Genomic DNA, 22693 nt, shown 5'->3' on the forward strand with positions numbered 1-22693 from the left:
CCGATGCTCTCCGGCCCAATAGGCTTTGAATCATCATGTTGGCAACGAAACTGACGCAAACGCCGCATTTGTCGGCCACCCTCTATCGCTGCGAGGCGGGACCGGAGGCGACGCCCTATGCCGAGGCGCATGATTCCTTTTCCTTCGCTTACGTCCGCAAGGGCAGCTTCGGCTATATCAATCGCGGTCGGCATTTCGACATGGTGCCGGGCTCGTTCCTGATCGGGCGGCCGGGCGAGGAATATACCTGCACGCATGATCATCACGACGGCGGCGACGAATGCCTGTGCTTCAGGCTGGCGCCGGCCCTGGTCGATGAAGCGGGTGCGGGGTGGCAGCATGGCGCCCTGGCACCGCGTGCCGATTTCATGGTGCTGGGCGAGCTCGCCGATGCGACGGCTGCCGGCAAGACCGATCTGGCGCTGGAAGAAGTGGGCCTCGCCATTCTCGGCAAGATGTCCGCGGCCGGGCGCGATGACGGCCATGGTGACGACCGCATCCGGCCGCAGGACCGCAAGCGCATCGTCGATGCGGCGCATTGGATCGATGCCCATGCGCATGAGGACATCGACCTTGCCAAGGCCGGGCGCGAGAGCGGGCTTTCCGCCTTTCACTTCCTGCGGCTCTTCGCCAGGATCGTCGGCGCGACGCCGCATCAATATCTCATCCGTGCGCGCCTGCGCCGGGCGGCGCGGCTGCTGGCCGAAAGCGAACAGCCGGTGACCAACATCGCCTATGACATCGGCTTCGGCGATCTCTCCAATTTCGTGCGCACCTTCGGCCGGGCCGCCGGGATCAGCCCGCGCGAATTCCGCCGCCGCGCGCATGCGGCTGGCGCCGGCCAGCGCAAGATCCTCCAAGATCGGATCCGCACGCCCCGCTAAAGCATGCCTCCCGGTTCTTTTGGAGGCATTCAATGTTCGATCATCTGGGTTTGCATGTGAAAGACGTGGCGGCGAGCGTCGCGTTCTATAAGGCGGTGATGGCGCCGCTCGGTGCCAAGGTCTGCTCGCAGGACGAAAACGGCGCCGGCCTCGGCCCCGACGGCAATGCGGTGCTGTGGCTCTATGCGCATAAGGGCGCCAAGGGGCCCGGCAGCCATATTGCGTTCACGGCACCCGACCGCAAGGCGGTCGAGAAATTCCACGCCGCGGGCTTGAAGGCCGGCGGCAAGGATAATGGCGGGGCGGGCCTGCGCGCCGATTACAGCCCGACCTATTTCGCCGCCTTCCTCATCGATCCCGACGGCAACAATGTCGAGGCCGTCTATATGGGTGCTTGACGGCGACTGCCGCTCCGGCAGGATGGCTTGCAGTCCGATCCTGCCGGAGGTTTTTTCCAAGATGCCGATCACCAAGGGCTACCAACAGCTGCTCGCCGAAGCCAATGCCGCCATCACGGCGGTGGAGCCGGCGGCGGCCATCGCCGACCTCGGTGGTGAAGACGTCGTCTTCGTCGATCTGCGTGACCCGCGCGAGCTGGAGCGGGAGGGCAAGATTCCCGGCGCCTTTCACTGTCCGCGCGGCATGCTGGAATTTTGGCTCGATCCTGCGAGCCCCTATCACAAGCCGGTCTTCGCCGAACCCAAGCGCTTCGTGTTCTATTGCGCCAGCGGTTGGCGCTCGGCACTGGCCACCAAGACCGCGCAGGACATGGGCCTCGCGCCCGTGTCGCATCTCAAAGGCGGCTTCACCGCCTGGAAGAGTGCAGCCGGGCCGATTGAGCCCGTGCCTGCCCGTTAGCGCGCCATTGCCGTGCGGCCGAAGACCTTGAGGTCGTTGTCCTTGTAGCGGGCGCTGCCGATCTCGCCATAGCCGCATTTCTCGGCGACGCGCAGGGATGGCTGGTTGCTGGGGTTGATGATGCAGATGGTGCGCCGGCCGCCGAAATGCCGGTCGGCCCAATTCGTCATCGCCTGCACGGCTTCGGTAGCGAGGCCCTGCCCGTGATAGGCGCCGCCCAGCGCCCAGCCGATTTCGCGCGTCGCGTCATCCCCCGAAACGCAATCCGGCCAGGTGATGTCGCGGCGAAAGTCGCAGATGCCGCCTTCGCCGATGAAGCGGCCGCTCGCCTTGTCGGTGATCGCCCAGAAGCCGTAGCCAAGCAGATCCCAATGCCCGACATAGCGCAGCAGCCGGCTCCAGCTTTCTTCGGGGGTGAAGTTGCGGCCGAGAAACCGCGTGACGACCTCGTCACTCCAGATCTCGACGGCGGCATCGAAATCCGCCAGGCAGTGACCGCGCAGCTTCAGGCGAGCGGTCTCCAGTACCGGAACATCTACCATCTTAGCTCACGACTCGTGGAACGCATAACAAGGCCGTCCTTTTAGCGCATTTGGCGCAACCGTGGCGAGATTTGACCGCTGTGTAAAGCATATTATACAACCGTAAAAAATAGCGCTACGGGAACTGAGTCATGCCGTATGTCGAAACCGTGGATGCCCGCCTTTTCTACGACCAATCGGGGCCGGTGGGTGGCCCGGACATCGTCTGGGTGGGTGGCGGCGGCACCAAGGGGCGCGATTGGCAGCGGTTCCAGACGCCCCATTTCGACGCGAAATTCCGCTCGACCGTGTTCGACAATCGCGGCATCGGCCTCACCACCAGTACGGCGCCGATGCCCTGGACCATTGAAGACTTTGCGGCCGACGTGGCGGCGATCATTCGCGGTGCCTGCGGCGGCCGCAAGGTGGCGCTGATCGGCTCAAGCCTGGGGTCGGCCATCATCCAGCAGGTGATGATCGACTATCCCGATCTGGAGCGCGTCGCCATCCTGATGGGGACCGGCGCCTGGAGCACCGGCTGGGGCTGGGACTATCAGGAAGCGGAGATCGATTTCCGCAAAGCCGGCGGCCGGCTCGACGGCATGATGGGGGTGACGCATTACGCTGCCATGCTCTATCCCGCGCGTGCCTTGGGCGACCGCGATCTGTGGCCCCGGCTCAAGGCCTTGATGCTGGAATGGATGGACAGTGGCAGCAACGAGGAATCGCTCGTGCCGCAATGGGATGCGAGCCTCAGATTCGACCAGCGCGAAGGATTGAAAAATGTCCGCGTGCCGACCCATGTCCTCGCGTTCGAGGAAGACGTCGAAGCCCCACCCCAGGACGGCGAGGAAGTAGCGCGCCTCATCCCCGGCGCCAGGCTCCACCTCCTCCCCGGCATGGGCCACGGCTCCTGGTACGGCCACAAGCACGACGAGATCAACGCGGTGATCGAGGGGATTGTGGTTCAGTATTGAACTTGCCGGGCTAAACGATCCGCTCCCCTGGCAGCAACACGGTGAAAGTCGAGCCTTTGCCGAGTTCGGAGGCGAGGGTGATGTTGCCGCCGTGCATTTCGACCAGGGTCCGGGTGATGGAGAGGCCGAGGCCGGTGCCGCCACTGGTGCGGGCGGTCGCGGCGCCGGCTTGCTGGAAGGGGCGGAAGAGGCGCGGCAGGTCTTCGGCGGCGATGCCTTGGCCGGTATCGGCGAAGGCGATGGCAAGCTGGCCGTCTTCGTTGCGCGTGACGGAGACGCCCACCACGCCATCCCATTTGTTGAACTTCACCGCGTTCGACAACAGGTTGAGGCAGATCTGCTTCAGGGCGCGGCTGTCGGCGCGCAGGCGCGCGCCGGGCAGCTCGGTCCGGTAGGACAAGGTGATCTCGCGCTCCTCGGCGCGGGGTTCGAGCAGGTGAATGCATTCGCCGACCAGCTCGTCGATGGAAAGGATATCATCATCCAGCGTGTGGTAGCCGGCCTCGATCCGCGCCATGTCGAGCACGTCGCCGATGATGGCGAGCAACAGGCGGCCGCTCTTGTGGATGTCGGCCGCATATCCCTGATAGGCCTGGCTGAGCGGCCCGGCCATCTGGCTGGTGATCATCTCGGAAAAACCGAGAATGGCGTTGAGCGGCGTGCGCAGCTCATGGCTCATATTGGCGAGGAATTCGGATTTCTGGTTGGACGCCATCAGCGCCGCATCACGTGCCTTGGCGAGGTCGCCGGCGAGGCGCTGTGCCTCGGCCAGCGCCGATTGCTGCGTGCGGATGAGGATGAGGTAGTCGGTCAGCGTCGAATCCACCGCGAAGTCGCGCATGGTGAGACCGAGATGCTTCATGTCGTCAAGATCGCGCACGCGCGGATTGCCGACATAGAGCAGTTCATTGCCGGCGGGAAAATAGAGCATCTGCCCGCGCAGCAGCAGTTCCGGTGCATCGAGCGGGCGCTTGGCGCGCAGCAGGAACATCACGCGGCGGCATTCGGCCATGGCCTGGAAGTTGAGGCGGAGGACCGGGCGTTCGAGCAGGAAATGATCGGTAAAGGCGTCGCCGGCCTTCAGTTCCGGCATGAGGCGGGTAAGCGTCGGCGAGATTGCGGTGAAGCGCAAGGCCGCATCGAGCCGGAAATGAAAGGGGAAGAGGGTGGCGAGGGCATCCCCATCCAGGCTGAGGTCGCTCAATTTGCCGCCTCCGCGCGCGGGGTAAAGGTCACCTCGAAGACGTCGTGATCAGCGCCCTTCGCCTTCTCCTCCGTCTGGCACACCTGGATGTCGAGCTGGAAATGCGCCTCCAGCCCCTGCAGCATGCCGGCCACCATCGCCCCCAGATTGGGCCGGTCGCTGAAATAGTGCAGCGTCAGGCGGCCCGCGCCGGCATCGGTGACGCGGAAGGAGGGCGGTTTCAATCCCTCGAAGATGAAGCCCACCTGGGCATGCATGTTGTCGAGGTTCTCGAGGAAGTCGGTCAGCGAATGGCCGGAGACGTCGAGCAGTTCGCCAAAGCCGCGCCGCGCCACGAAGCGGGTCCAATATTGGCCAAAGGCCTTGAGGAGGTCGTCCGAGGGCAGGCCGAGAACGGCACTCGCCGCCGCAAGCAGGCGATAAGTGAGGTCGTCGGGATAGTCCTGCATGCCGACAAAATCATCATCGACCAGATAGGCGCGATGACGGATCGTCTCCCAGGCCTCGGCCCCGAACTCGCCGATGATCAGTTCCTTGGCGGCGATATTGACGAGCCCGAACATGCCAGCCCCCGGTTCATGGCCCCAGCGGACATCCTGGGTGCGATTTTCATGGAACTGTAACGCGCTTCAGCCCGCACTCAGCAACACAAGTTTCCCGCAAATGAGTGAATGACCAAAATTTAGGCAACTGTCGCATCATTGATCAATATTTGAGCGCGCCTTGGGAGAGCACGCCTAGATTCTTGTTTTGAATCAATAAATCCTACGATTGGCATGAAGGTTGCTCTCCATGTGCTGCTTTGCAGCAAGAATATTTCGACAATCAGGAGAGGCGCATGCGCACCAACGGGGAAATCGGGGGAGCCCTCGATACGAAATTGCAACAGAGGCTCCTGACGCGGGGCCGCGGTCCGGTCGCAGGTAGCCTGACCGCAGGTATGGCGACCCTCGCCGCGCTGATGGCGCCGGGTCTCGCTGCGGCGCAGGATGCCGTGCCGACGGCCGACAAGGGCGATACCGCCTGGATGCTGACCTCATCGGTCCTGGTGCTGATGATGACGGTCCCAGGCCTGGCGCTCTTCTATGGCGGCCTGGTGCGCAAGAACAATGTGCTGACCGTGCTGGCGCAATCGCTGGCCGCCTGCTGCATCATCACCCTGGTGTGGCTGGTTGCGGGCTACAGCCTTGCCTTCGGCGAGGGCAATGCCTTCGTCGGCGATTTCTCGAAGGCCTTTCTATCCGGCGTCGGGCCCGAAGCCCTCTCCGGCACGATCCCGGAAACGGTCTTCTTCTTCTTCCAGATGACCTTCGCCATCATCACGCCGGCCCTCATCACCGGCGCCTTCGCCGACCGCATGAAGTTTTCGGCGTTGATCCTGTTCTATATTCTGTGGTCGCTGCTGGTCTATTCGCCGATCTGCCACATGGTGTGGGCCGGCACCGGCTATTTCTTCAATCTCGGCGCGCTGGATTTCGCCGGCGGCACGGTGGTGCATATCGCTTCCGGCGTCTCGGGCCTCGTGGTTGCCCTGATGATCGGCAAGCGTCGCGGCCACGGCAAGGTGCCCTTCACGCCGCACAATCTGGTCTACAGCGTCATCGGCGCCGGCTTGCTGTGGGGCGGCTGGTTCGGCTTCAACGCCGGTTCGGCGCTTTCGGCCGGTTCAATGGCCGGCATGACGGCGGTCACCACCCAGATCGCGGCGGCCGCGGCCGGCTGCTCCTGGGTCGCCGCCGAATGGTTGTTCCATAAGAAGGCCTCGGTGCTGGGCATCATCTCCGGCATCGTGGCGGGCTTGGTCGGCATCACGCCGGCGGCTGGTTTCGTGGCTCCGTCAGGTGCCCTCGTCATCGGTCTGGCGGCGGGCGTGGTGTGCTTCTTCGCCTCGACGACCCTCAAGAACAAGCTCGGCTATGACGACGCCCTCGATGCCTTCGGCATCCACGGCATCGGCGGCACGCTGGGTGCCTTGCTGACGGGCGTCTTCGCCACGATGAGCATCAAGGGCGGCGACGTGCCCGTCGGTGTCATCGACGGCAATACCGGCCAGATGCTGATCCAGATCGAAGCCGTGGTGGTGACGATCCTCGTCGCCGCCATCGGCTCGGCCATCATCTACAAGGTCGTCGACCTCATCATCGGCTGCCGTGTCGCCGAAGATGCCGAGCGCGACGGGCTCGATCTCGCCCTTCATGGCGAGGCCGTGCAGTAAGCTTTATCCCAGAGCGAAAGCCTGCGCCGCCGGGGTGGGACGCCCCGGCGGCGTTTTCTTTTTGAGGGGAGCGAGGGGGCGAAAGCAACGGTTTTAGCCAATGCGCGCGCCAACTTTCCCATGCCCCCTATGCGCCCCGTGCGGGTACTCAGAGTCGTGACCTTCGGCTAAACAGAAGCCCCGCCGCCCTGTTCACCCGAGTATCCGATGCCCGCTCGCCACATTGCCCTGCTGGCTTTCTCCCAGATCCTGTGGGGTGCCAATTTCGCCGTCGTGAAATGGGGCTTGGCCGATTGGCCGCCGCTTTTCTTTGCCGGCCTGCGCATGATCGCGGTGGCTGCGCTGATCTGCCCCTTCATCGGCCTTCCTCGGAAGAGCGATCTCAAGGCGCTGCTGCCGCTGGGCTTGATCCTGGGTGTCATCCATTTCGGCGCCATTTTCCACGGCATCAACCGGGTCGATGCGGCCACGAGTTCGATCCTCATCCAGATCCAGGTGCCGCTCTCGGCCCTCACCGCGGCCTGGCTCTTTGGCGACAGGATCGGCTGGCGGCGCTGGAGCGGCATGGGACTGGCCTTCATCGGCATCGCCGTGCTGGTGGGGCGTCCTGCCTTCAGCGGCGGCTGGATCGGCGTCGGCCTCATGCTGCTGGCGGCGGTCTCCTGGGTTGCCTCCAACCTCCTCATCAAGAAATTGGCGGAGAATATGGATGGTTGGCGCATCAATGGCTGGGTCGGTCTGGTGGCCGGGCCGATGATGCTGGTCCTTTCCGCCGCCACTGAGCATGGCCAGATGACGGCGGTTACGCAGGCCGGCCTTGCCGGTTGGGGTGCCATGGCCTATCAGGTCCTGATCGTCACCGCCCTCTGCTATGGGATCTGGTATGCGATGATGAGCAGGTATCCGGTCAGCTATGTCATGCCTTTCACCCTGCTGGAGCCGATCTTCGGCGCCACCACAGCGGTCCTGCTGCTGGGCGAAGGTTGGGATTGGCGCATGGTCGCTGGCGCGCTCCTCACCATGTCGGGCCTCGCCATCATCATCATCCGCCGCCCGCAGGTCGTGAACCAGCCCGTGGGGCCGGGGGCTTGAACATCACTCTCAACAATGACGGCGTAGACGAGTAGAAGGCCAAATCATGAAACCGCAACATCTCGCCCTCATGCTGCTCTGTCAGCTCATCTGGGGCGTCAATTTCGTGGCTGCCAAGATCGGGCTGATGCATTTCGAGCCGCTCTTCTTCGTCGCTTTGCGCTTCAGTCTGGTGGCTCTGCTGCTGTTGCCATTCGTCGGCTTGCCGCGCCGCAAGCTGCTGCAGCTCATTCCGCTCTCCATGACCATGGGCGTCATGCATTTCAGCCTGATCTTTACCGGCATGCGCTATCTCGACGCCGCCACCAGCTCGATCGCCGTACAGCTGCAGGTGCCCTTCGCCGCCATTCTCGCCGCCATCTTTTTCAAGGAAAAGCTGGGATGGCGGCGCCTGACCGGCATGACCGTGGCCTTTGCCGGCGTCGTGCTGATTGCGGGCGAACCGCGCTTTGCCGGCAATATCTGGCCGCTGCTCTCGGTCATCGGCGCCGCCCTGGTCTGGGCCACCGCCAATGTGCAGGTAAAGGCGCTCGGTGACGAATTCGACGCCTTGAAGCTCAACGGCTACATCGCCATCCTGGCAGCGCCGCAATTGCTCGTGGTTTCCTACCTGATCGAAGGCAATCAGTGGCCGCAGGTGTTGGAAGCGAGCTGGATGGGTTGGGGCGCGCTGCTGTTCCAGTCGGTCATCGTCGCCATTTTCAGCTATCTCATCTGGTACAACATGATGCGGCGCTATCCGGTCAACCAGGTCATGCCCTTCACCCTGCTGCTGCCGATGATCGGTGTCATTTCCGGCCATCTCATGCTGGACGAAGTCATCACCTGGCAGATGGTGCTGGGCGGGCTTGCCACCTTGGCCGGGGTTGCTATCGTGGTCATCCGTCGCCCGGCCGTGGTGGCGCCGTCCACCAAGACCGGCATCTGACATGATCGAAGCGCCATCTCCCAATCACGACAGCCGCGACGGCCAGCCGGTCGACATCCTGCTCATGCATTATACCGGCATGCCGACCGGGCAGGCCGCTATCGACCGCCTGCGGGACAGCGCGGCGAAGGTCAGCGCGCATTACGTGGTCGAGGAGGATGGCAGGGTCTTTCATCTGGTGCCGGAAGACCGCCGCGCCTGGCATGCTGGCCTCTCATCCTGGCAAGGTGCTACCAACATCAACCAGCGCTCGATCGGGATCGAGATCGTCAATCCGGGCCATGAATTCGGCTATCGCCCGTTTCCGGCGGTGCAGATGGCGGCGGTGCGCGATCTGGCGCTGGGCATCCTGGCGCGGCATCCCATTCCGCCGGCGCGCGTCATCGGGCATGCCGATGTGGCGCCGACGCGCAAGGAAGATCCGGGCGAGCTCTTTGACTGGCGGGGCTTGGCCGCCGCCGGCATCGGTCTGTGGCCGCAGCCCCGACCCGTGCCATGGTCCGATGACGAATTCTTCGCCGGGTTGCAGCGCTTCGGTTATGACGCCGGCGACCGCGCCGCGGCGACGCGCGCCTTCTGCCGGCACTTCCGCCAGCAGCGCCTCAGCGATGCGCCGGATGCGGAACTGGCGGCGATCCTCAATGGCCTTCTGAATATGTGAGTGAAGCAATGCCCGTGCCGCGTCCTGACCTGCTTCCCGGTACGCCGATCGACACCATCGAAACGCCGGCGCTGATCGTCGATCTCGACACCTTCGAGGCCAATCTGCGCCTGATGGCCGATTACGCCAAGGCGCGCGGCCTGCGCTTGCGCCCCCACGGCAAGACCCACAAATGCGCTGAAATCGGCAAGCGGCAGATGGCGCTGGGTGCCGTGGGCCTGTGCTGCCAGAAGGTCAGCGAAGCGGTAGCGCTGGTCGAGGGCGGCGTCACCGACGTACTGGTCACCAATGAGGTGCTGGCGCCGTCGAAGCTGGCGCGGCTTGTGGGTCTCAGCGCACGCGCACGGATCGGTATCTGCGTCGATAGCGATCTGGGCCTCGATCGATTGATCGAAGCGGCGGAAAAGGCAACATCACCGATCGACGCCTATGTCGAACTCGAAGTCGGCGGCCATCGCTGCGGCATTGTCGATATCGAAGACGGCGTGGCACTCGCCACCCGGATCGCTGCTGGCAGGAACCTGCGCTTCGGCGGCATTCATGCTTACCAGGGCGCCGCCCAGCATTTGCGAACACCCGGCGAGCGGCAGGCTGCCATTGCCTTTGCCACGGAGCGGGCGGCAGCGCTCGCAGCGGCTCTGGCACGGGCCGGCATTGAGGTGCCCGTCATCACCGGGGCCGGGACGGGAACCTTCCCGAACGAAGCGGCAAGCGGCGTCTATAACGAAATCCAGCCGGGGTCGTATGTCTTCATGGACCGGGACTATGCCGACAACACAGCTGACCCGGCAGCGCCGCGATTTTCTCACAGCTTGTTCGTGCTGACCTCGGTGATGAGCCGGCGCGCGGATTTTGCCGTCATCGACGCGGGGCTGAAGGCGCATTCGATTGATTGCGGCTATCCGACCGTGGCCGCCCGCCCGGATCTCACCTTCTCCAATCCGTCCGACGAGCATGGCATTCTGCGCGCCGCCAACGGCGTCTTGCCCGGATTGGGTGAGAGGCTGCGCCTCATTCCCGGTCATTGCGATCCGACGGTCAATCTCTATGACTGGATCGTCATTGTGCGGGGCGGCAGGGTCGCCGATATCTGGGCCATCGACGCGCGCGGTGCATTGGCCTGACCCACTGGGTGCCGGGCCCATGTCTAGACTGTGACGGGTGTCACTGAACCGATATTGCAGCTTTGGCACATTGCGGGCACGATTTCGACGTCAAGACACAGGGGACATTTTCATGCGCCTCAATATCGCGACCACACTTGCCATGCTCAGCCTTCCGCTCAGCGCCAATCTGGCCCTTGCCAAAGGACCGGTGCCGGAAGGGGCCACGGCCACGGTCAATATCACCCTCGCCGTGAAGGAGCAGACCAAGTCGCAATGGTCGAGCACCGCCATCGACCGTGTGCTGAAGGCGCAATGCGTGATGATCGCCGGACCTGCCACGCAGATCGGCTGGAACGGGCCCACAGCGGAGCAGGAGGCTGCGATCGCCAAGGGGCAGGCCAATGCCGAGGCCTTCCAGCAGAATTACGCGCCGAGCGACAACATGATGGCCAATATGGAAGCCATGATGGAGAAATGCGGTGAAGACGAAGCCTGCATCCAGGCCGAAGTCATGAAGATGTCGCAGACCGCCGAAGTGCAGGGCATGGTCGCCAAGCAGGAACAGGCCAAGAAGGATGTGGCAGGGCTGACGCCCGATCTCGGCCCGGCCCGCTACCAGTCCTGGTCGCCGCAAAGCTGCAGCGGCACGCTCAGCGTCAACGACACCTATTTCACCAGCGACCCCGGCGGCGAGGGGGGCGACGGCGCCTTCCAGGATACGACCACGGTCGCGGGCACCGCGCCGATCGATCCCAAGGCGCTGGCCGTGATGATCGAGACGGATTCGGTCGGCAAGACGACCAGCTATAAGATCGGCGCCCCGGTCCAGGGCACCTTCCCTGGCAACAGCTCCATGAAGGGCGCCGTCAACTACAAGGTGCCGCTGATGGGCAGCACCGCCTTGCCGCCCGTTATCGGCCCCTTGAAGGGTGTTTTGGGCAAGCAATCGACGAAGATTCCGGGTCAGGACGGCGCCATCAGCGTCTCAATCCAGGCCAAATAGCGGGAGGGTTCGCCGGATCGTTGCTTTTTGCCGCCGGGCCGCGCACAAAGTGGGGCAATTCTGACCCTTTCCCCACGGATGACATGACCCAAGCGACCCTCGATCCGGCCCAGATCCTGGCCGATGCGACCATTGCGGAACTGCCCAATCATTACCGCGGCAAGGTGCGCGACAATTACGACCTGCCCGACGGGCGGCGCATCATCATCGCCAGCGATCGGCTTTCCGCCTTCGACCGGATCCTCGCGGCCATTCCGTTCAAGGGCCAGGTGCTGACGCAGACGGCCCGCTTCTGGTTCGAGGCCACGAAGGATATCTGCCCCAACCATGTGCTGGGCTATCCGGATCCCAATGTGGTGATTGGCCAGCGCGTCACCATTTTACCGGTCGAAATCGTGGTGCGCGGCTACCTTGCCGGCACCACCGGCACATCGATCCTCACCCAATACAAAAAGGGTGTGCGGACCATGTACGGTTTCACCTTCCCCGATGGGATGAAGGATAACGAGAAGCTCCCTAAGCCGATCATCACCCCGACCTCAAAAGCCGAAATCGGCGCCCATGACGAGCCGCTGACGCCCGATGAGATCGTGGCGAAAAAGCTGCTCTCGGCCGAACAATGGGCGACGCTCTCGACATACGCGCTGGCCCTGTTCGCACGGGGCCAGGAAATGGCGGCGAAGAACGGCCTCATCCTGGTCGACACCAAATATGAGTTCGGCATCGACAAGGCGGGTAAGATTATCCTGGCCGACGAGATTCATACGCCCGACAGCAGCCGCTACTGGGTGGCGGCCAGCTATCCCGAGCGCTTTGCCAAGGGCGAGAAGCCGGAAAGCTTCGACAAGGATTTCGTGCGCAACTGGGTGGCGGCACGCTGCGATCCCTACAAGGACGACATCCCCGAGATCCCGGCAGAACTCATCCTGGAGACCTCGGCCGTCTATATCCGCGCCTATGAGATGATCACGGGCGCCAAATTCGAGCGCCCGCCGGCGGGTGAAAAGGTGCTTGATCGCGTGCGGCGTAACCTGGCACCGTTTTTCGCTAAAGCTTGACTCCGGCAGCCCAAGCGCCTACCTCCTCGGCCCAGCCAGATGGTCGGATGGCCGCTCTTGCCCCAGCAATGGGATGAGGGAGGAAAGTCCGGGCTCCACGGAAAAACGGTGCCGGATAACGTCCGGCGGGCGTCAAGCCTAGGGACAGTGCCACAGAAAGCAAACCGCCGCTCTTTCGAGAACGGTAAGGGTGAAACGGTGCGGTAAGAGCGCACCGCGCGACCGGCAACGGAAGCGGCACGGCAAACCCCACCGGGAGCAAGACCAGATAGGAGGGCGGGTCCGGAGAAATCCGGGCAGGTGCTTTTCCGCACCGATCCTCGGGTAGGTCGCGCGAGGCGTCCGGTAACGGGCGTCCCAGATGAATGGCCATACAGGGGCCGAACGCGCGTGAGTGATGGTGGGCAACCGCCATATCGTGCGCGGCTGCGGCCCTGGACAGAACCCGGCTTACAGACCGTCTGGCGCCTTTCTTCCTTCAGTCGAAGTCGCTGCCCTGGGCCAGCGCTTCGGCCATCAAGGGCGCATCGCTTCTTCCCAGTCAGCGGGAACGCCATGGCCGCGCACGCTCATCACCGCGCGCATCATGGCGGCCGATGCAAAGCCAAGATTGCCGGCGCGGTAAGGGCCGCGGATGGCGACGGCGTTCATTGCGGGACGTTTCCGGCTGCGACCGATTCACGGATCAGACCCGCTTGGGGATCGCCGAGATCGGCGGCCCGCTTGAGATAGGTGAGGGCCATGTCGATGTCCGAATCCATACCATGACCTCGCACAGCCATGACGCCCACCATGGTAGCGGCCTCAGCGAAGCCGCCCGCGGCCGCCTTCTTGAACCAATTCAGTGCTTCGCGCGGATCCGCTTTCACGCCCTTGCCGGCATAGTAGGCAACAGCGACGTTGAAATGCGCCTCGGCGATATCGAACTCGGCCGCGCGCTTGAAGCAGCGCAAGGCCTTTTCATAGTCGACCGGTGAATTGTTGCCGTCATTGAGCTTGGTACCCAGGGCAAAGGCGGCGTCGCCGTCCATGGTGCCGAGATCGCGCAAGACCAATTCCGAAGCGCTGCCCGGCTCGTCCTTCTCGGCGTTGAGATAGGCCTGCTGCCATTGAAAGGAACGGTATTTTCCTTCGCCGACGATGTCCCAGCCAGCGGTCTTGATGAGGCTGTCGAGCATCTCCCGCGCCTCGTCATCATCTTCGGAATTTGTGTCGCGGGTGCAGAGGTCGAGCCATTTTGCGGCCTCGATCCTGTCCGGCGCAACGCCGCCTCGGCCTTCCGCCAGGATCTTCCCGGCCATGCATTGCGCGAGCGAGAAGCCGGCCTCTGCCTGCGGCAGCAAGAGCGGGAGGGCCGCCTCATATTGCTGCTGAAGATAGAGTTGGTATGGATCGGCGGTCGTGGCGCTGTCAGCGGCAAGCGAAGATGCCGGTACGGCTGTCTCGCCCTCATGCAGGCGCAGCGTGTCGTCCCGCATCAGAAACCAAACGGCTGCGATGGCCGCGCAGACGAGGGCCGCTTTTCCCCATCTGGCAATGGTCAGATCGGTGGCGCGGGCGGAGGAGCGCGACCGTTTTGCTTCATTCACGCCATGCTGCTTCCGGCGCCAAGGGTCCACGGGCTTCTTCCTATGATCGGTTCCGTTTGGGAATTCGGGAAATCTGATCGATCGCATCGATCGATGAAGTAAGTTCGGGCCGTGATCGTGTCATCCCTTATTCAGCGTATAACATTGCAAAATACTTTCGCAATAAGCGTAAGTTCACGCAGCATCACGCCCCTTTCAGCGCGGCCAGAGGTCAGCGTGAAAATGGGCCGCTTGCCCGAATCTGAGCATCAACCTATCACCCACCTATCCGCGTCAACATTAGAGAACGAATGAGAACATTTTGCAAACATAAATGGTTTTGAGGTGAAGCCCCTGATATATCTCGTTAACATTCGTTATCAGGGGCGTGCGCCAAGTCCTTGTTAACATTCATATCGGGATTTTTCCAAATCGGTCAAAAACGGAAAAATCCAATATTTTCCATAGCTTTACAGCTCATTCCCATTGACGCCCATGCTATCCCATGCTATCCCATTGCTAATGGCAGATTTCCCAGAACCGCATGGCAAAGCGGTTCGGGTGGATGGGAATTGGGTGGCGCGCCGGCCACGCACGCAGAGTTGGCGTAAAGGGGTGTCTGGCGTCCGATGGCATTGTTCATCGACACATTCGTCAACCGGATCGACAAGAAGGGACGGGTCTCCGTCCCGGCGACGTTCCGTGCTGCGCTGACCGGACAGAATTTCAACGGCATCGTGGCATTGCCAGGTTTCCGTTACGACGCTCTGCAATGCGCCGGCATCGACTGGATGCAGAAGCTCGTTGAGAAGATGGGCAGCGTCGATCTCTTCTCCGATGCCCATGACGATCTTTCCATCACGCTGTTCTCGGAAGCCAAGCAACTCGGTTTCGACGGCGAAGGCCGCATCGTGCTCCCGGAAGCTCTGATCGCCCACGCCAAGCTCGGCGAAGAAGCGGCCTTTGTCGGCCGCGGCGAGATCTTCGAGATCTGGCAGCCGGCCGCCCTTGAAGCGCATCGCGCCGAGGCCCGCCGCCGTGCGCTCGAAAAGGGCATGACGCTCAAGAACGGCGGCGGTGCGCAATGACGGGCCAGCGTCATCAACCGGTGCTGCTGGCTGAAGTGGTCGCAGCGCTGAACGTGCGTCATGGGGGCGCCGACAATTCTGCTCCGCAAGACGGTGCCATCTATGTCGACGGGACGTTCGGCGCCGGTGGCTATTCCCGCGCCATCCTGGAAGCCGCCAATTGCACGGTCTTCGCCATCGACCGCGATCCCAACGCCATTGCCGGCGCTCATGACCTGGTCAAGGAATTTGCCGGCCGCCTGCATGTGATCCAGGGCCGCTTCGGCGATATGGTCGAACTGCTCGCCGAGCGCGGCATCCGCGCGGTCAATGGCGTGACACTCGATCTCGGCGTTTCCTCGATGCAGATCGACGAGGCGGAGCGCGGGTTCTCGTTCCGCTTTGACGGTCCTTTGGACATGCGCATGGAGCAGGCGGGCGAAAGTGCCGCCGACATCGTCAACGACATGGCCGAGCGACCGCTGGCCGATCTCATTTTTACGTTCGGCGAGGAGAAGAAGGCGCGCCGCGTCGCCAAGGCCATTGTCGCTGCGCGCGCCCTGGCGCCGATCACCACGACGTCGCGCCTTGCGGAAATCGTGCGTCGCGCGGTAGGCCCCAGCGGTGCGGACCGCATCGATCCCGCGACCCGCACCTTCCAGGCGCTGCGCATTGCCGTGAATGACGAGATGGGCGAGATCGACCGCGGTCTTGATGCGGCGGAACGGCTGCTGGCGCCGGGCGGGCGCATGGCCATCGTCTCATTCCACTCGCTGGAAGATCGCCGCGTGAAGCATTTCATGCGTGAACGCGCTGGCCGCAACCCGAAGGGCTCGCGGCATCTGCCGGAGCTGGCGGAGACCAAGCCGACACTGCGCCTCATTTCACCCCAAGGCATTACGCCCTCCGAGGCTGAGATCGCCGCCAATCCGCGCGCGCGTTCCTCGCGGCTGCGCGTTGCCGAGAAGATCGGTGCAGAAAATGCGGGTGGCGAGGTGGCGGCATGATCCGCATCGGCACCATCGTCTGGTTCGTCGTGCTTGCCATGCTCGGTGTCGGCCTGTTCCAGGTCAAATATGCCGTGCAGTCGAAGGAACGCGAACTGCGCAAGGTCAACCGCCAGATCGCGGCTGACCATGAGGCGATGCGCGTGCTCGAGGCGGAATGGAGCTATCTCAACGATCCGGTGCGCCTGGCGGACCTCACGCGCCGTCACACGGATCTGGCGCCGGTGATGGCAAGCCAGATTGCGACCTTCGACGGCCTCGCGCCGCGCCCGGCCGGCGCGACTGATGCCGTACCCGCCCTGCCGCCACTGGCGGCAGCGCCCGAAGCAGCAGGGCCGGAAGCAGGTGGCGACGTCGTGGCGACGCCGGTTTCGACCAAGGTGGTGACTCCTGCGCCCGAACCGCAGAACGACCCGGTCTTCAGCACCTCCGCCGGCAAGCCAGCGCCGGCCGCCGAGGAGGATGACGCGACCATTCGCGCCATCCTGCAGGACATGCAGGCCAATCAAGGTGACGCGCAGCCGGAAGCCGGCACGGGCAAGACGGAACCGGCCAACGAGGCAGGTGTCGAATGATCCGCCTGCGCAGCAACAGCAATACCCAGCCGAGCTACAAGGCGCAGCGCGCCCAGCCGGTGATCAATCCGATTGCCTTGCAGCCGGAGCCCGATGGCCTGCAGCGTCGCGCACTCGAGGTCAGCCACAACCGCCTGATGCTGGGCCTCGGTCTCTTTGCCGTGGCCTTCGTCGTCATCGCCGTGCGCCTGGCCGCGGTAACCCTGATTCCGGGCGATCACGAGACGATGCGCGTTGCCGTGGCGCCCAGCGCCGACCGTGCCGACATCCTCGATCGCAATGGCGTGGTGCTGGCGACGTCGCTCACCACCGCTTCGCTTTATGCCAATCCGCACCAGATCCGCGAGCCGGATGCAGTGGCGGCGCAATTGGCCGAGATCCTGCCCGACATGCCGGCGAGCCCTACCGCGGCCAAGCTCTCGGCTGACAAGAGCTTCATCTGGTTGAAGCGGAACCTCACGCCCAAGCAGCAGCAGGCGGTGAACCGCCTCGGCGTTCCGGGCCTCTATTTCCAATACGAGACCAAGCGCGTCTACCCGCAGGGCAATCTCACCGCCCATGTGGTCGGCTTCGCCGATGTCGATTCACGGGGCTTGGCCGGCGTCGAACGGTCCTTCGACGATGTCCTGGCCGGTGGCCAGCGACCGCTGCAGCTGTCCATCGACGTCCGCATTCAGCATATCCTGCACGAAGAAATCAGCCGCGCCATGACCGACTTCACCGCCATCGGCGGTGCCGGGATGGTGATGGATATCCAGACCGGCGAATTGCTGGCGCTGGTCTCGCTGCCTGATTTCGATCCGGCGCGCCCCGGCGAAGCGACCGACGACGCGCGCTTCAACCGTGCGACGCTCGGCACCTACGAAATGGGCTCGACCTTCAAGCTGTTCAATACGGCGATCGGCCTTGATTCCGGTACGACGACCTTAGCCGGCGGCTTTGACGCCACGCACTCCATCAAGATCGGCCGCTTTTCGATCGACGACTATCACGGCAAGCATCGCTGGCTGAGCATTCCGGAGATCTTCACCTATTCCTCCAATATCGGCTCGGCCAAGCTTGCCGACGCGTTCGGCGCCGAAGTGCAGAAGACCTATCTGCAGCGCTTTGGCCTGCTGACTAAATCGCCGGTCGAACTTGCCGAAATCGGTGAGCCGCAATATCCGAAGAACTGGCGTCGGGTGAACACCATGACCATCTCCTATGGTCACGGCCTGTCGGTGGCGCCGATCCAGGTTGTTTCCGCTGTGGGCGCCATCGCCAATGGCGGCACTCTCCGTCAGCCGACCCTGCTGAAGCGGGCCGCGCATGAAGTCGAGACCGGCACGCGGGTCATTTCCGAACAGACCTCGGCGCAGATGCGCCAGCTGATGCGCCTCGTGGTCCAGGTCGGCACCGGCAAGAAGGCGAATGCGCCGGGTTATCTGGTCGGCGGCAAGACCGGTACCGCCGACAAGCAGGAGGGCAGGGGCTATAGCGAAAACGCCCGCATGGCGGCTTTCGTTGCTGCCTTCCCGATGAGCGCGCCGCGCTATGCCGTGGTCGTGCTGATCGACGAGCCCAAGCCCAATGCCCATTCCTACGGCTATGCGACGGCCGGCTGGGTGGCAGCGCCTGTCGTCGGCGCGCTGGTGCAGCGCATGGCGCCGTTGATGGGCATTTCCCCCATTCCGGATGATTCACCGCTGGCACAGAACCCGCTGGTTGCGATGGTCGCCGATTACGATTCCGCCGCCTCAAAAAAGGCGAAATCGAACGTCATTCAAGCTGCCGCGCCGGCGCCCGATTCATCGACCACTGAATCGCCGGCGACCGAGACGAATGACGGCAATGCTCCACTGGTATTCAAGGCAAAGCCGTTCGGCGCCACCCCGGTCTCGGCGACGAACAACGACGTGACGACTCCGCCGGCGCCGGAGGCGCCGCTGGAGACGGAAGGAATGCCCCTTGCTGTTGAATGATCTCATCGGCGGCCATGCCCGCCTTGTGCAACCCGGCAGCGGAGATGCCGCGCGCATTACCGGCTTGTCGCTTGATTCGCGCGTCGTGGCGCCAGGCCATCTCTTTGCCGCCCTGCCGGGCGCCAAGCTCGACGGATTGAGCTTTGTGCCGGCAGCGGTCTCTGCCGGCGCCGTGGCCATCCTGGTCGCCACCGGCCAGCGGCCTCAGGTACCCCAACATGTTGCCCTGATCGAAGCCGATCATCCGCGCCTGGCGCTGGCCAAGATCGCCGCCCGTTTCTATCATCGCCAGCCCAAGATCATCGCCGCTGTGACCGGCACCAGCGGCAAGACCTCGACCACGGTCTTTGCCCGCCAGCTGTGGACCCTGCTCGGGCACCGCGCCGCGAGCCTCGGCACTATCGGCCTCATCGGTCCCGGCATCGAATACGGTGAATCGCTCACCACGCCCGATCCGCTGAAGCTGCATGAGCTGCTGGCGGAACTGGCCGAAAAGAATATCGACCATCTGGCGATGGAAGCTTCGAGCCACGGCCTTGACCAGTTCCGCCTCGACGGCGTCGAAGTGTCGGCCGCGGCCTTCACCAATCTTACCCGCGACCATCTCGACTATCACCTGACGATGGAAGCCTATCTCACCGCCAAGCTGCGCCTCTTTGCCGAGCTTCTGCCGGCCGGCGGGGCTGCCGTCATCAATGCCGATATCGCCGAAAGCGATCGCATCATCGCCTTGGCGAAGTCTCGGCATCACCGCATCATCACCTTCGGCCGCAAATCGGGCGACCTCAGGATCGTCAAGCAGCAGCCGCTGGCGACCGGCCAGCAATTGTCGCTCGACGTATTCGGCCAGCGCTTTGACGTCACCTTCTCCGTGGCTGGTCTCTTCCAGGCTGAAAACCTGCTGACGGCTCTCGGCCTCGTCATCGGCGAGGGCGAGGAGCCCGGCATGGCGGTGCGGATGATCGACCGCCTGACCGGCGTCCATGGCCGCATCGAGCGTGTGGCGACGACGCCGTCCGGTGCTGCCGTCTATGTCGACTATGCGCACAAGCCGGCCGGATTGGACGCCGTCTTGAGTACGCTGCGCCCACATACCAGCGGCCGCCTGGTCGTGGTGTTCGGCTGCGGCGGCGACCGAGACAAGGGCAAGCGGCCGGAAATGGGGGCGCTGGCGACGCGTCTTGCCGACCGCGTGGTGGTGACCGACGACAATCCCCGGAGCGAAGACCCGGCCACCATTCGCGCCGAAATCCTGGCCGCAGCCCCCGGCGCCATCGAGATCGGCGACCGCGCGGCCGCGATCCGCGCCGCCATGCGGGACCTCAAGGGCGGCGATCTCCTGGTCATCGCCGGCAAGGGGCATGAGACCTATCAGATCGTGGGCGACAAGAAGTTCGATTTCGACGACAGCCAAGTGGCGCGGCATTGCGCCGAGGAACTCAGCCGGGGGGCCGCATGAGCGAGATCCTCTGGGCTTCCGCCGAGATTGCCGCCGCGGTCAAAGGCACCGCACAGGTGGCATTTGCTGCGACCGGCGTTTCCATCGACAGCCGCAAGGTGGGCAAGGGCGATCTCTTCATCGCCTTGCAGGGGCCGAATTTCGACGGGCATGACTATATCGCCGGGGCGCTCGCCAGCGGTGCTGCCGGCGTCATCGCCCATCGTTTGCCCGACGGTGTCGCCGCAAGCGCGCCGATCGTGCTGGTCAAGGACACACTGCAGGCATTGCAGGACCTGGGTGCCGCCGCGCGCAATCGCTCGGAAGCGAAATTCATCGCCATCACCGGCAGCGTCGGCAAAACCAGCACCAAGGAAATGCTCAAGACCGTGCTGACGGCGCAGGCCCGCACGTTTGCCTCAGAAGGCAATCTCAACAATCATTGGGGCGCGCCGTTGTCGCTGGCGCGCATGCCGCGCGGCACCGAGATCGGTATCTTCGAGCTCGGCATGAACCATGCCGACGAAATCCGGCCGCTCGCCCGGATGGTTCGTCCGCATGTCGCCGTTATCACCACTGTCGAGGCGGTGCATATCGAGTTCTTCAACTCGGTGGCCGAGATTGCCGATGCCAAGGCGGAAATCCTCGAGGGTCTGGAACCGGGCGGAGCCGCCGTACTGCCGCGCGACAATCCGCATTTCGAGCGGATGAGCAAGCGCGCCAAGGATCTCGGCATCGCCAACATCGTGAGCTTTGGCGCCGACCCGGCAAGCGATGTGAAATTGCTGGCTTGCGAAACGAGCTCGACCGGCAATCGCGTCCGCGCCGACGTTTTCGGCAAGGAAATGGAATTCTCAACCGGTCTCGCCGGTCGCCATCAGGCGATCAATGCGCTGGCCGTGCTTGGTGCCGTCAAGGCGCTCGGCGCGCATGTCGCGCGCGCGGCCAAGGACCTTGCCGGGGCCATTCCGCTTAAAGGCCGCGGCTACAGGGAAGAAATCCGGCTGGCCGCCGGCACGTTCACCCTGATGGACGAATCCTACAATGCGAGCCCGGCCGCAATGCGCGCCGCTTTTGCGGTGCTGGCCGGCCTGCCGATCGCAGCCGGCGGTCGTCGCCTCGTCATCCTCGGTGACATGCGCGAACTGGGCCAGGAAGGGCCGGGCCTGCATCGCGGGCTGAAGGACGATCTCATTGCCGGCAGTATCGACAGCGCCTTTCTGGTTGGTCCGCTGATGGGTGAATTGTTCGCGCTGTTGCCGGAAGGCATGCGCGGCGCCCATACCGCAGAATCGACTGCCATGGTGGCTTTGGCGACCAAGGCCATCCGGCCCAACGACATCGTGCTGGTGAAGGGGTCCCTGGGCACCCGCATGGCGCCGATCGTCGAGGCGATCCGCGACATGGATGTTCATGCAACAGCGCGGCCCAAAGCCGCAAACGGTCATTGAAGAGACCAGAGGGGAAGTGAAGGGGAGGCATGCTCTATAATCTGCTCGCACCGTTGGCCGAAGACATGCGCGTCTTCAACCTGTTCCGCTACCTAACTTTCCGTAGCGGCGGCGCGATCCTGTTCGCCTTCTTCCTGACCCTCGTCATCGGCCCCGGCATGATCCGCTGGCTGAAGAAATTGCAGCGGGACGGCCAGCCGATTCGCAGCGATGGGCCGGAAAGCCATCTTCTCACCAAGAAAGGCACGCCCACGATGGGCGGCCTGATGTTCCTGCTCTCGGCCAGCATCACCACGCTGCTGTGGGCGGATCTTTCCAACATCTATGTCTGGGTGGTGCTGTTCGTCACCATCGGCTTCGGCGGTATCGGTTTTGCGGACGACTTCCTCAAGCTGACCAAGCGCAACACCAAGGGGCTCAACGGCCGCTTCAAGCTGGTGGGCCAGGGTCTGATCGGCCTTATCGCCACGACCGTTGTGGTGGCGCACCAGCCGGCAGCCATCGGCACCAGCGTGGCACTTCCCTTCTTCAAGGATTTGCTCGTCCCGCTGGGCCTCGGCTTCATTCCCTTCGGCGCGCTGGTGATGATGGGCTCGTCCAACGCGGTCAACCTCACCGACGGTCTCGACGGCCTTGCCACGGTGCCGGTGATGATCGCTGCCGCCTGCTTCGCCTTTATCGCCTATCTCGTCGGCAACCAGATCTTTGCCGAATATCTGCAGCTGCATTTCGTGCCCGGCTCGGGCGAGCTTGCCGTCTTCTGCGGGGCACTTTGCGGGGCGGGCCTCGGCTTCCTGTGGTTCAACGCGCCGCCGGCCATGGTGTTCATGGGCGATACAGGGTCCTTGAGCATGGGCGGTGCCTTAGGCGCCATCAGCGTCATCACCAAGCATGAGCTGGTGCTGGCCATCATCGGCGGCTTGTTCGTCCTGGAGACGGTCTCGGTGATCGTCCAGGTGATGAGCTTCAAATTGACCGGCAAGCGGGTCTTCCGCATGGCACCGCTGCATCACCATTATGAAAAGAAGGGCCTGGCGGAACCAACCATCGTCATCCGCTTCTGGATCGTCGCCGCCGTGCTGGCGCTGATCGGCCTTGCCACCTTGAAGCTGCGCTAGG

The 22693-nt window shown here is 63.6% G+C and carries 23 protein-coding genes and 1 other RNA gene; 19 read left to right on the top strand and 5 right to left on the bottom strand.

The annotated features are described in order from the left end of the window. Positions 1–35 precede the first annotated feature (35 nt). The 3 genes from ACE3OA_RS01605 (at position 36) to ACE3OA_RS01615 (ending at position 1742) form a co-directional block, all read left to right on the top strand. Complete coding sequence (locus tag ACE3OA_RS01605) at positions 36–884, top strand: helix-turn-helix domain-containing protein (protein WP_374307116.1); 849 nt, start codon at positions 36–38, stop codon at positions 882–884. A 32-nt stretch (positions 885–916) separates the two neighbouring features. Beyond that, positions 917–1282, top strand: coding sequence for a VOC family protein (locus ACE3OA_RS01610; protein ID WP_320499519.1), 366 nt, complete (start codon positions 917–919; stop codon positions 1280–1282). A 61-nt stretch (positions 1283–1343) separates the two neighbouring features. Then, entirely contained in the window at positions 1344–1742 is a 399-nt protein-coding gene (locus tag ACE3OA_RS01615) for a rhodanese-like domain-containing protein (protein ID WP_374307119.1), read from the top strand. On the opposite strand, the gene ACE3OA_RS01620 is transcribed toward ACE3OA_RS01615, so the two are convergent. Then, positions 1739–2284 carry a GNAT family N-acetyltransferase gene (locus ACE3OA_RS01620; protein ID WP_374307122.1) on the bottom strand — a complete coding sequence of 182 codons (546 nt, stop codon included), beginning with the start codon at positions 2282–2284 and terminating at the stop codon, positions 1739–1741. The genes ACE3OA_RS01615 and ACE3OA_RS01620 overlap by 4 nt on opposite strands. A 131-nt stretch (positions 2285–2415) precedes the next feature. Here ACE3OA_RS01620 and ACE3OA_RS01625 point away from each other — a divergent pair, with 131 nt between their 5' ends. Further along, a complete protein-coding gene (locus ACE3OA_RS01625) occupies positions 2416–3240 on the top strand; it encodes an alpha/beta fold hydrolase (RefSeq protein ID WP_374307125.1) in 825 nt (274 codons plus the stop codon). 10 nt (positions 3241–3250) lie between these two features. Here ACE3OA_RS01625 and ACE3OA_RS01630 read toward each other — a convergent pair whose 3' ends face one another. Further along, positions 3251–4444, bottom strand: a complete 1194-nt coding sequence (locus tag ACE3OA_RS01630; protein WP_374307127.1) for a sensor histidine kinase — start codon at positions 4442–4444, stop codon at positions 3251–3253. Next, on the bottom strand, positions 4441–5007 hold the full coding sequence (locus ACE3OA_RS01635; RefSeq protein ID WP_374307130.1) for a heme NO-binding domain-containing protein: 567 nt from the start codon (positions 5005–5007) through the stop codon (positions 4441–4443). Before ACE3OA_RS01635 ends, ACE3OA_RS01630 begins: the two co-directional genes overlap by 4 nt. 377 nt (positions 5008–5384) lie before the next feature. Between ACE3OA_RS01635 and ACE3OA_RS01640 the strand changes: the two genes are divergently transcribed. The 8 genes from ACE3OA_RS01640 to rnpB all read left to right on the top strand — a co-directional run bounded on the left by ACE3OA_RS01640 (position 5385) and on the right by rnpB (position 12976). Then, positions 5385–6659, top strand: a complete 1275-nt coding sequence (locus ACE3OA_RS01640) for an ammonium transporter (protein ID WP_374309190.1) — start codon at positions 5385–5387, stop codon at positions 6657–6659. A 207-nt stretch (positions 6660–6866) separates the two neighbouring features. Next, positions 6867–7751, top strand: coding sequence for a DMT family transporter (locus tag ACE3OA_RS01645; protein ID WP_374307132.1), 885 nt, complete (start codon positions 6867–6869; stop codon positions 7749–7751). A gap of 46 nt (positions 7752–7797) precedes the next feature. Continuing rightward, the gene (locus ACE3OA_RS01650; protein ID WP_374307135.1) at positions 7798–8679 is read left to right on the top strand and encodes a DMT family transporter; all 882 of its coding nucleotides are present in this window, start codon (positions 7798–7800) and stop codon (positions 8677–8679) included. Between the two features lies 1 nt (position 8680). After that, positions 8681–9340: an N-acetylmuramoyl-L-alanine amidase gene (locus ACE3OA_RS01655; protein WP_374307137.1), complete on the top strand. Its 660-nt coding sequence runs from the start codon at positions 8681–8683 to the stop codon at positions 9338–9340. Between the two features lie 8 nt (positions 9341–9348). Beyond that, complete coding sequence (locus ACE3OA_RS01660) at positions 9349–10464, top strand: DSD1 family PLP-dependent enzyme (protein ID WP_374307139.1); 1116 nt, start codon at positions 9349–9351, stop codon at positions 10462–10464. A gap of 112 nt (positions 10465–10576) precedes the next feature. Further along, positions 10577–11449, top strand: a complete 873-nt coding sequence (locus ACE3OA_RS01665; protein ID WP_374307141.1) for a hypothetical protein — start codon at positions 10577–10579, stop codon at positions 11447–11449. Between the two features lie 83 nt (positions 11450–11532). Further along, entirely contained in the window at positions 11533–12507 is a 975-nt protein-coding gene (locus ACE3OA_RS01670; RefSeq protein ID WP_374307143.1) for a phosphoribosylaminoimidazolesuccinocarboxamide synthase, read from the top strand. A gap of 35 nt (positions 12508–12542) precedes the next feature. Beyond that, positions 12543–12976, top strand: an RNA gene (rnpB, locus tag ACE3OA_RS01675) — RNase P RNA component class A. Between the two features lie 47 nt (positions 12977–13023). Here rnpB and ACE3OA_RS01680 read toward each other — a convergent pair. Further along, entirely contained in the window at positions 13024–13158 is a 135-nt protein-coding gene (locus tag ACE3OA_RS01680; RefSeq protein ID WP_374307145.1) for a hypothetical protein, read from the bottom strand. Then, entirely contained in the window at positions 13155–14096 is a 942-nt protein-coding gene (locus tag ACE3OA_RS01685) for a tetratricopeptide repeat protein (protein ID WP_374307147.1), read from the bottom strand. The genes ACE3OA_RS01680 and ACE3OA_RS01685 overlap by 4 nt, the downstream gene beginning before the upstream one ends. A 608-nt stretch (positions 14097–14704) precedes the next feature. Here ACE3OA_RS01685 and ACE3OA_RS01690 point away from each other — a divergent pair. From ACE3OA_RS01690 to mraY, 7 genes are read left to right on the top strand one after another with little or no spacing between them, the layout of a single operon-like run. Further along, entirely contained in the window at positions 14705–15163 is a 459-nt protein-coding gene (locus tag ACE3OA_RS01690; RefSeq protein WP_374307149.1) for a division/cell wall cluster transcriptional repressor MraZ, read from the top strand. Further along, complete coding sequence (gene rsmH / locus ACE3OA_RS01695; protein WP_374307151.1) at positions 15160–16149, top strand: 16S rRNA (cytosine(1402)-N(4))-methyltransferase RsmH; 990 nt, start codon at positions 15160–15162, stop codon at positions 16147–16149. The genes ACE3OA_RS01690 and rsmH overlap by 4 nt, the downstream gene beginning before the upstream one ends. After that, a complete protein-coding gene (locus tag ACE3OA_RS01700) occupies positions 16146–16724 on the top strand; it encodes a hypothetical protein (protein WP_374307153.1) in 579 nt (192 codons plus the stop codon). The genes rsmH and ACE3OA_RS01700 overlap by 4 nt, the downstream gene beginning before the upstream one ends. Beyond that, the gene (locus ACE3OA_RS01705) at positions 16721–18685 is read left to right on the top strand and encodes a penicillin-binding transpeptidase domain-containing protein (protein WP_374307155.1); all 1965 of its coding nucleotides are present in this window, start codon (positions 16721–16723) and stop codon (positions 18683–18685) included. The genes ACE3OA_RS01700 and ACE3OA_RS01705 overlap by 4 nt, the downstream gene beginning before the upstream one ends. Further along, positions 18672–20144, top strand: coding sequence for a UDP-N-acetylmuramoyl-L-alanyl-D-glutamate--2,6-diaminopimelate ligase (locus tag ACE3OA_RS01710; protein ID WP_374307157.1), 1473 nt, complete (start codon positions 18672–18674; stop codon positions 20142–20144). The genes ACE3OA_RS01705 and ACE3OA_RS01710 overlap by 14 nt, the downstream gene beginning before the upstream one ends. After that, positions 20141–21574, top strand: coding sequence for a UDP-N-acetylmuramoylalanyl-D-glutamyl-2,6-diaminopimelate--D-alanyl-D-alanine ligase (locus tag ACE3OA_RS01715; protein ID WP_374307160.1), 1434 nt, complete (start codon positions 20141–20143; stop codon positions 21572–21574). The genes ACE3OA_RS01710 and ACE3OA_RS01715 overlap by 4 nt, the downstream gene beginning before the upstream one ends. Before the next feature lie 29 nt (positions 21575–21603). Next, positions 21604–22692, top strand: coding sequence for a phospho-N-acetylmuramoyl-pentapeptide-transferase (mraY, locus tag ACE3OA_RS01720; protein WP_374307163.1), 1089 nt, complete (start codon positions 21604–21606; stop codon positions 22690–22692). Position 22693 lies beyond the last annotated feature (1 nt).

Origin of the sequence: Dongia sp. (genome assembly GCF_041906375.1) — a bacterium.
Taxonomy (GTDB): Bacteria; Pseudomonadota; Alphaproteobacteria; order Dongiales; family Dongiaceae; genus Dongia.

Coding starts and splice junctions, on each gene's coding strand:
- mraY (WP_374307163.1), top strand. CDS start 21,604: ATGCTCTATAATCTGCTCGCACCGTTGGCCGAAGACATGCGCGTCTTC.
- ACE3OA_RS01690 (WP_374307149.1), top strand. CDS start 14,705: ATGGCATTGTTCATCGACACATTCGTCAACCGGATCGACAAGAAGGGA.
- ACE3OA_RS01605 (WP_374307116.1), top strand. CDS start 36: ATGTTGGCAACGAAACTGACGCAAACGCCGCATTTGTCGGCCACCCTC.
- ACE3OA_RS01680 (WP_374307145.1), bottom strand. CDS start 13,158: ATGAACGCCGTCGCCATCCGCGGCCCTTACCGCGCCGGCAATCTTGGC.
- ACE3OA_RS01655 (WP_374307137.1), top strand. CDS start 8,681: ATGATCGAAGCGCCATCTCCCAATCACGACAGCCGCGACGGCCAGCCG.
- ACE3OA_RS01635 (WP_374307130.1), bottom strand. CDS start 5,007: ATGTTCGGGCTCGTCAATATCGCCGCCAAGGAACTGATCATCGGCGAG.
- rsmH (WP_374307151.1), top strand. CDS start 15,160: ATGACGGGCCAGCGTCATCAACCGGTGCTGCTGGCTGAAGTGGTCGCA.
- ACE3OA_RS01715 (WP_374307160.1), top strand. CDS start 20,141: ATGAGCGAGATCCTCTGGGCTTCCGCCGAGATTGCCGCCGCGGTCAAA.
- ACE3OA_RS01640 (WP_374309190.1), top strand. CDS start 5,385: ATGGCGACCCTCGCCGCGCTGATGGCGCCGGGTCTCGCTGCGGCGCAG.
- ACE3OA_RS01610 (WP_320499519.1), top strand. CDS start 917: ATGTTCGATCATCTGGGTTTGCATGTGAAAGACGTGGCGGCGAGCGTC.
- ACE3OA_RS01650 (WP_374307135.1), top strand. CDS start 7,798: ATGAAACCGCAACATCTCGCCCTCATGCTGCTCTGTCAGCTCATCTGG.
- ACE3OA_RS01670 (WP_374307143.1), top strand. CDS start 11,533: ATGACCCAAGCGACCCTCGATCCGGCCCAGATCCTGGCCGATGCGACC.
- ACE3OA_RS01625 (WP_374307125.1), top strand. CDS start 2,416: ATGCCGTATGTCGAAACCGTGGATGCCCGCCTTTTCTACGACCAATCG.
- ACE3OA_RS01700 (WP_374307153.1), top strand. CDS start 16,146: ATGATCCGCATCGGCACCATCGTCTGGTTCGTCGTGCTTGCCATGCTC.
- ACE3OA_RS01620 (WP_374307122.1), bottom strand. CDS start 2,284: ATGGTAGATGTTCCGGTACTGGAGACCGCTCGCCTGAAGCTGCGCGGT.
- ACE3OA_RS01645 (WP_374307132.1), top strand. CDS start 6,867: ATGCCCGCTCGCCACATTGCCCTGCTGGCTTTCTCCCAGATCCTGTGG.
- ACE3OA_RS01660 (WP_374307139.1), top strand. CDS start 9,349: ATGCCCGTGCCGCGTCCTGACCTGCTTCCCGGTACGCCGATCGACACC.
- ACE3OA_RS01705 (WP_374307155.1), top strand. CDS start 16,721: ATGATCCGCCTGCGCAGCAACAGCAATACCCAGCCGAGCTACAAGGCG.
- ACE3OA_RS01615 (WP_374307119.1), top strand. CDS start 1,344: ATGCCGATCACCAAGGGCTACCAACAGCTGCTCGCCGAAGCCAATGCC.
- ACE3OA_RS01665 (WP_374307141.1), top strand. CDS start 10,577: ATGCGCCTCAATATCGCGACCACACTTGCCATGCTCAGCCTTCCGCTC.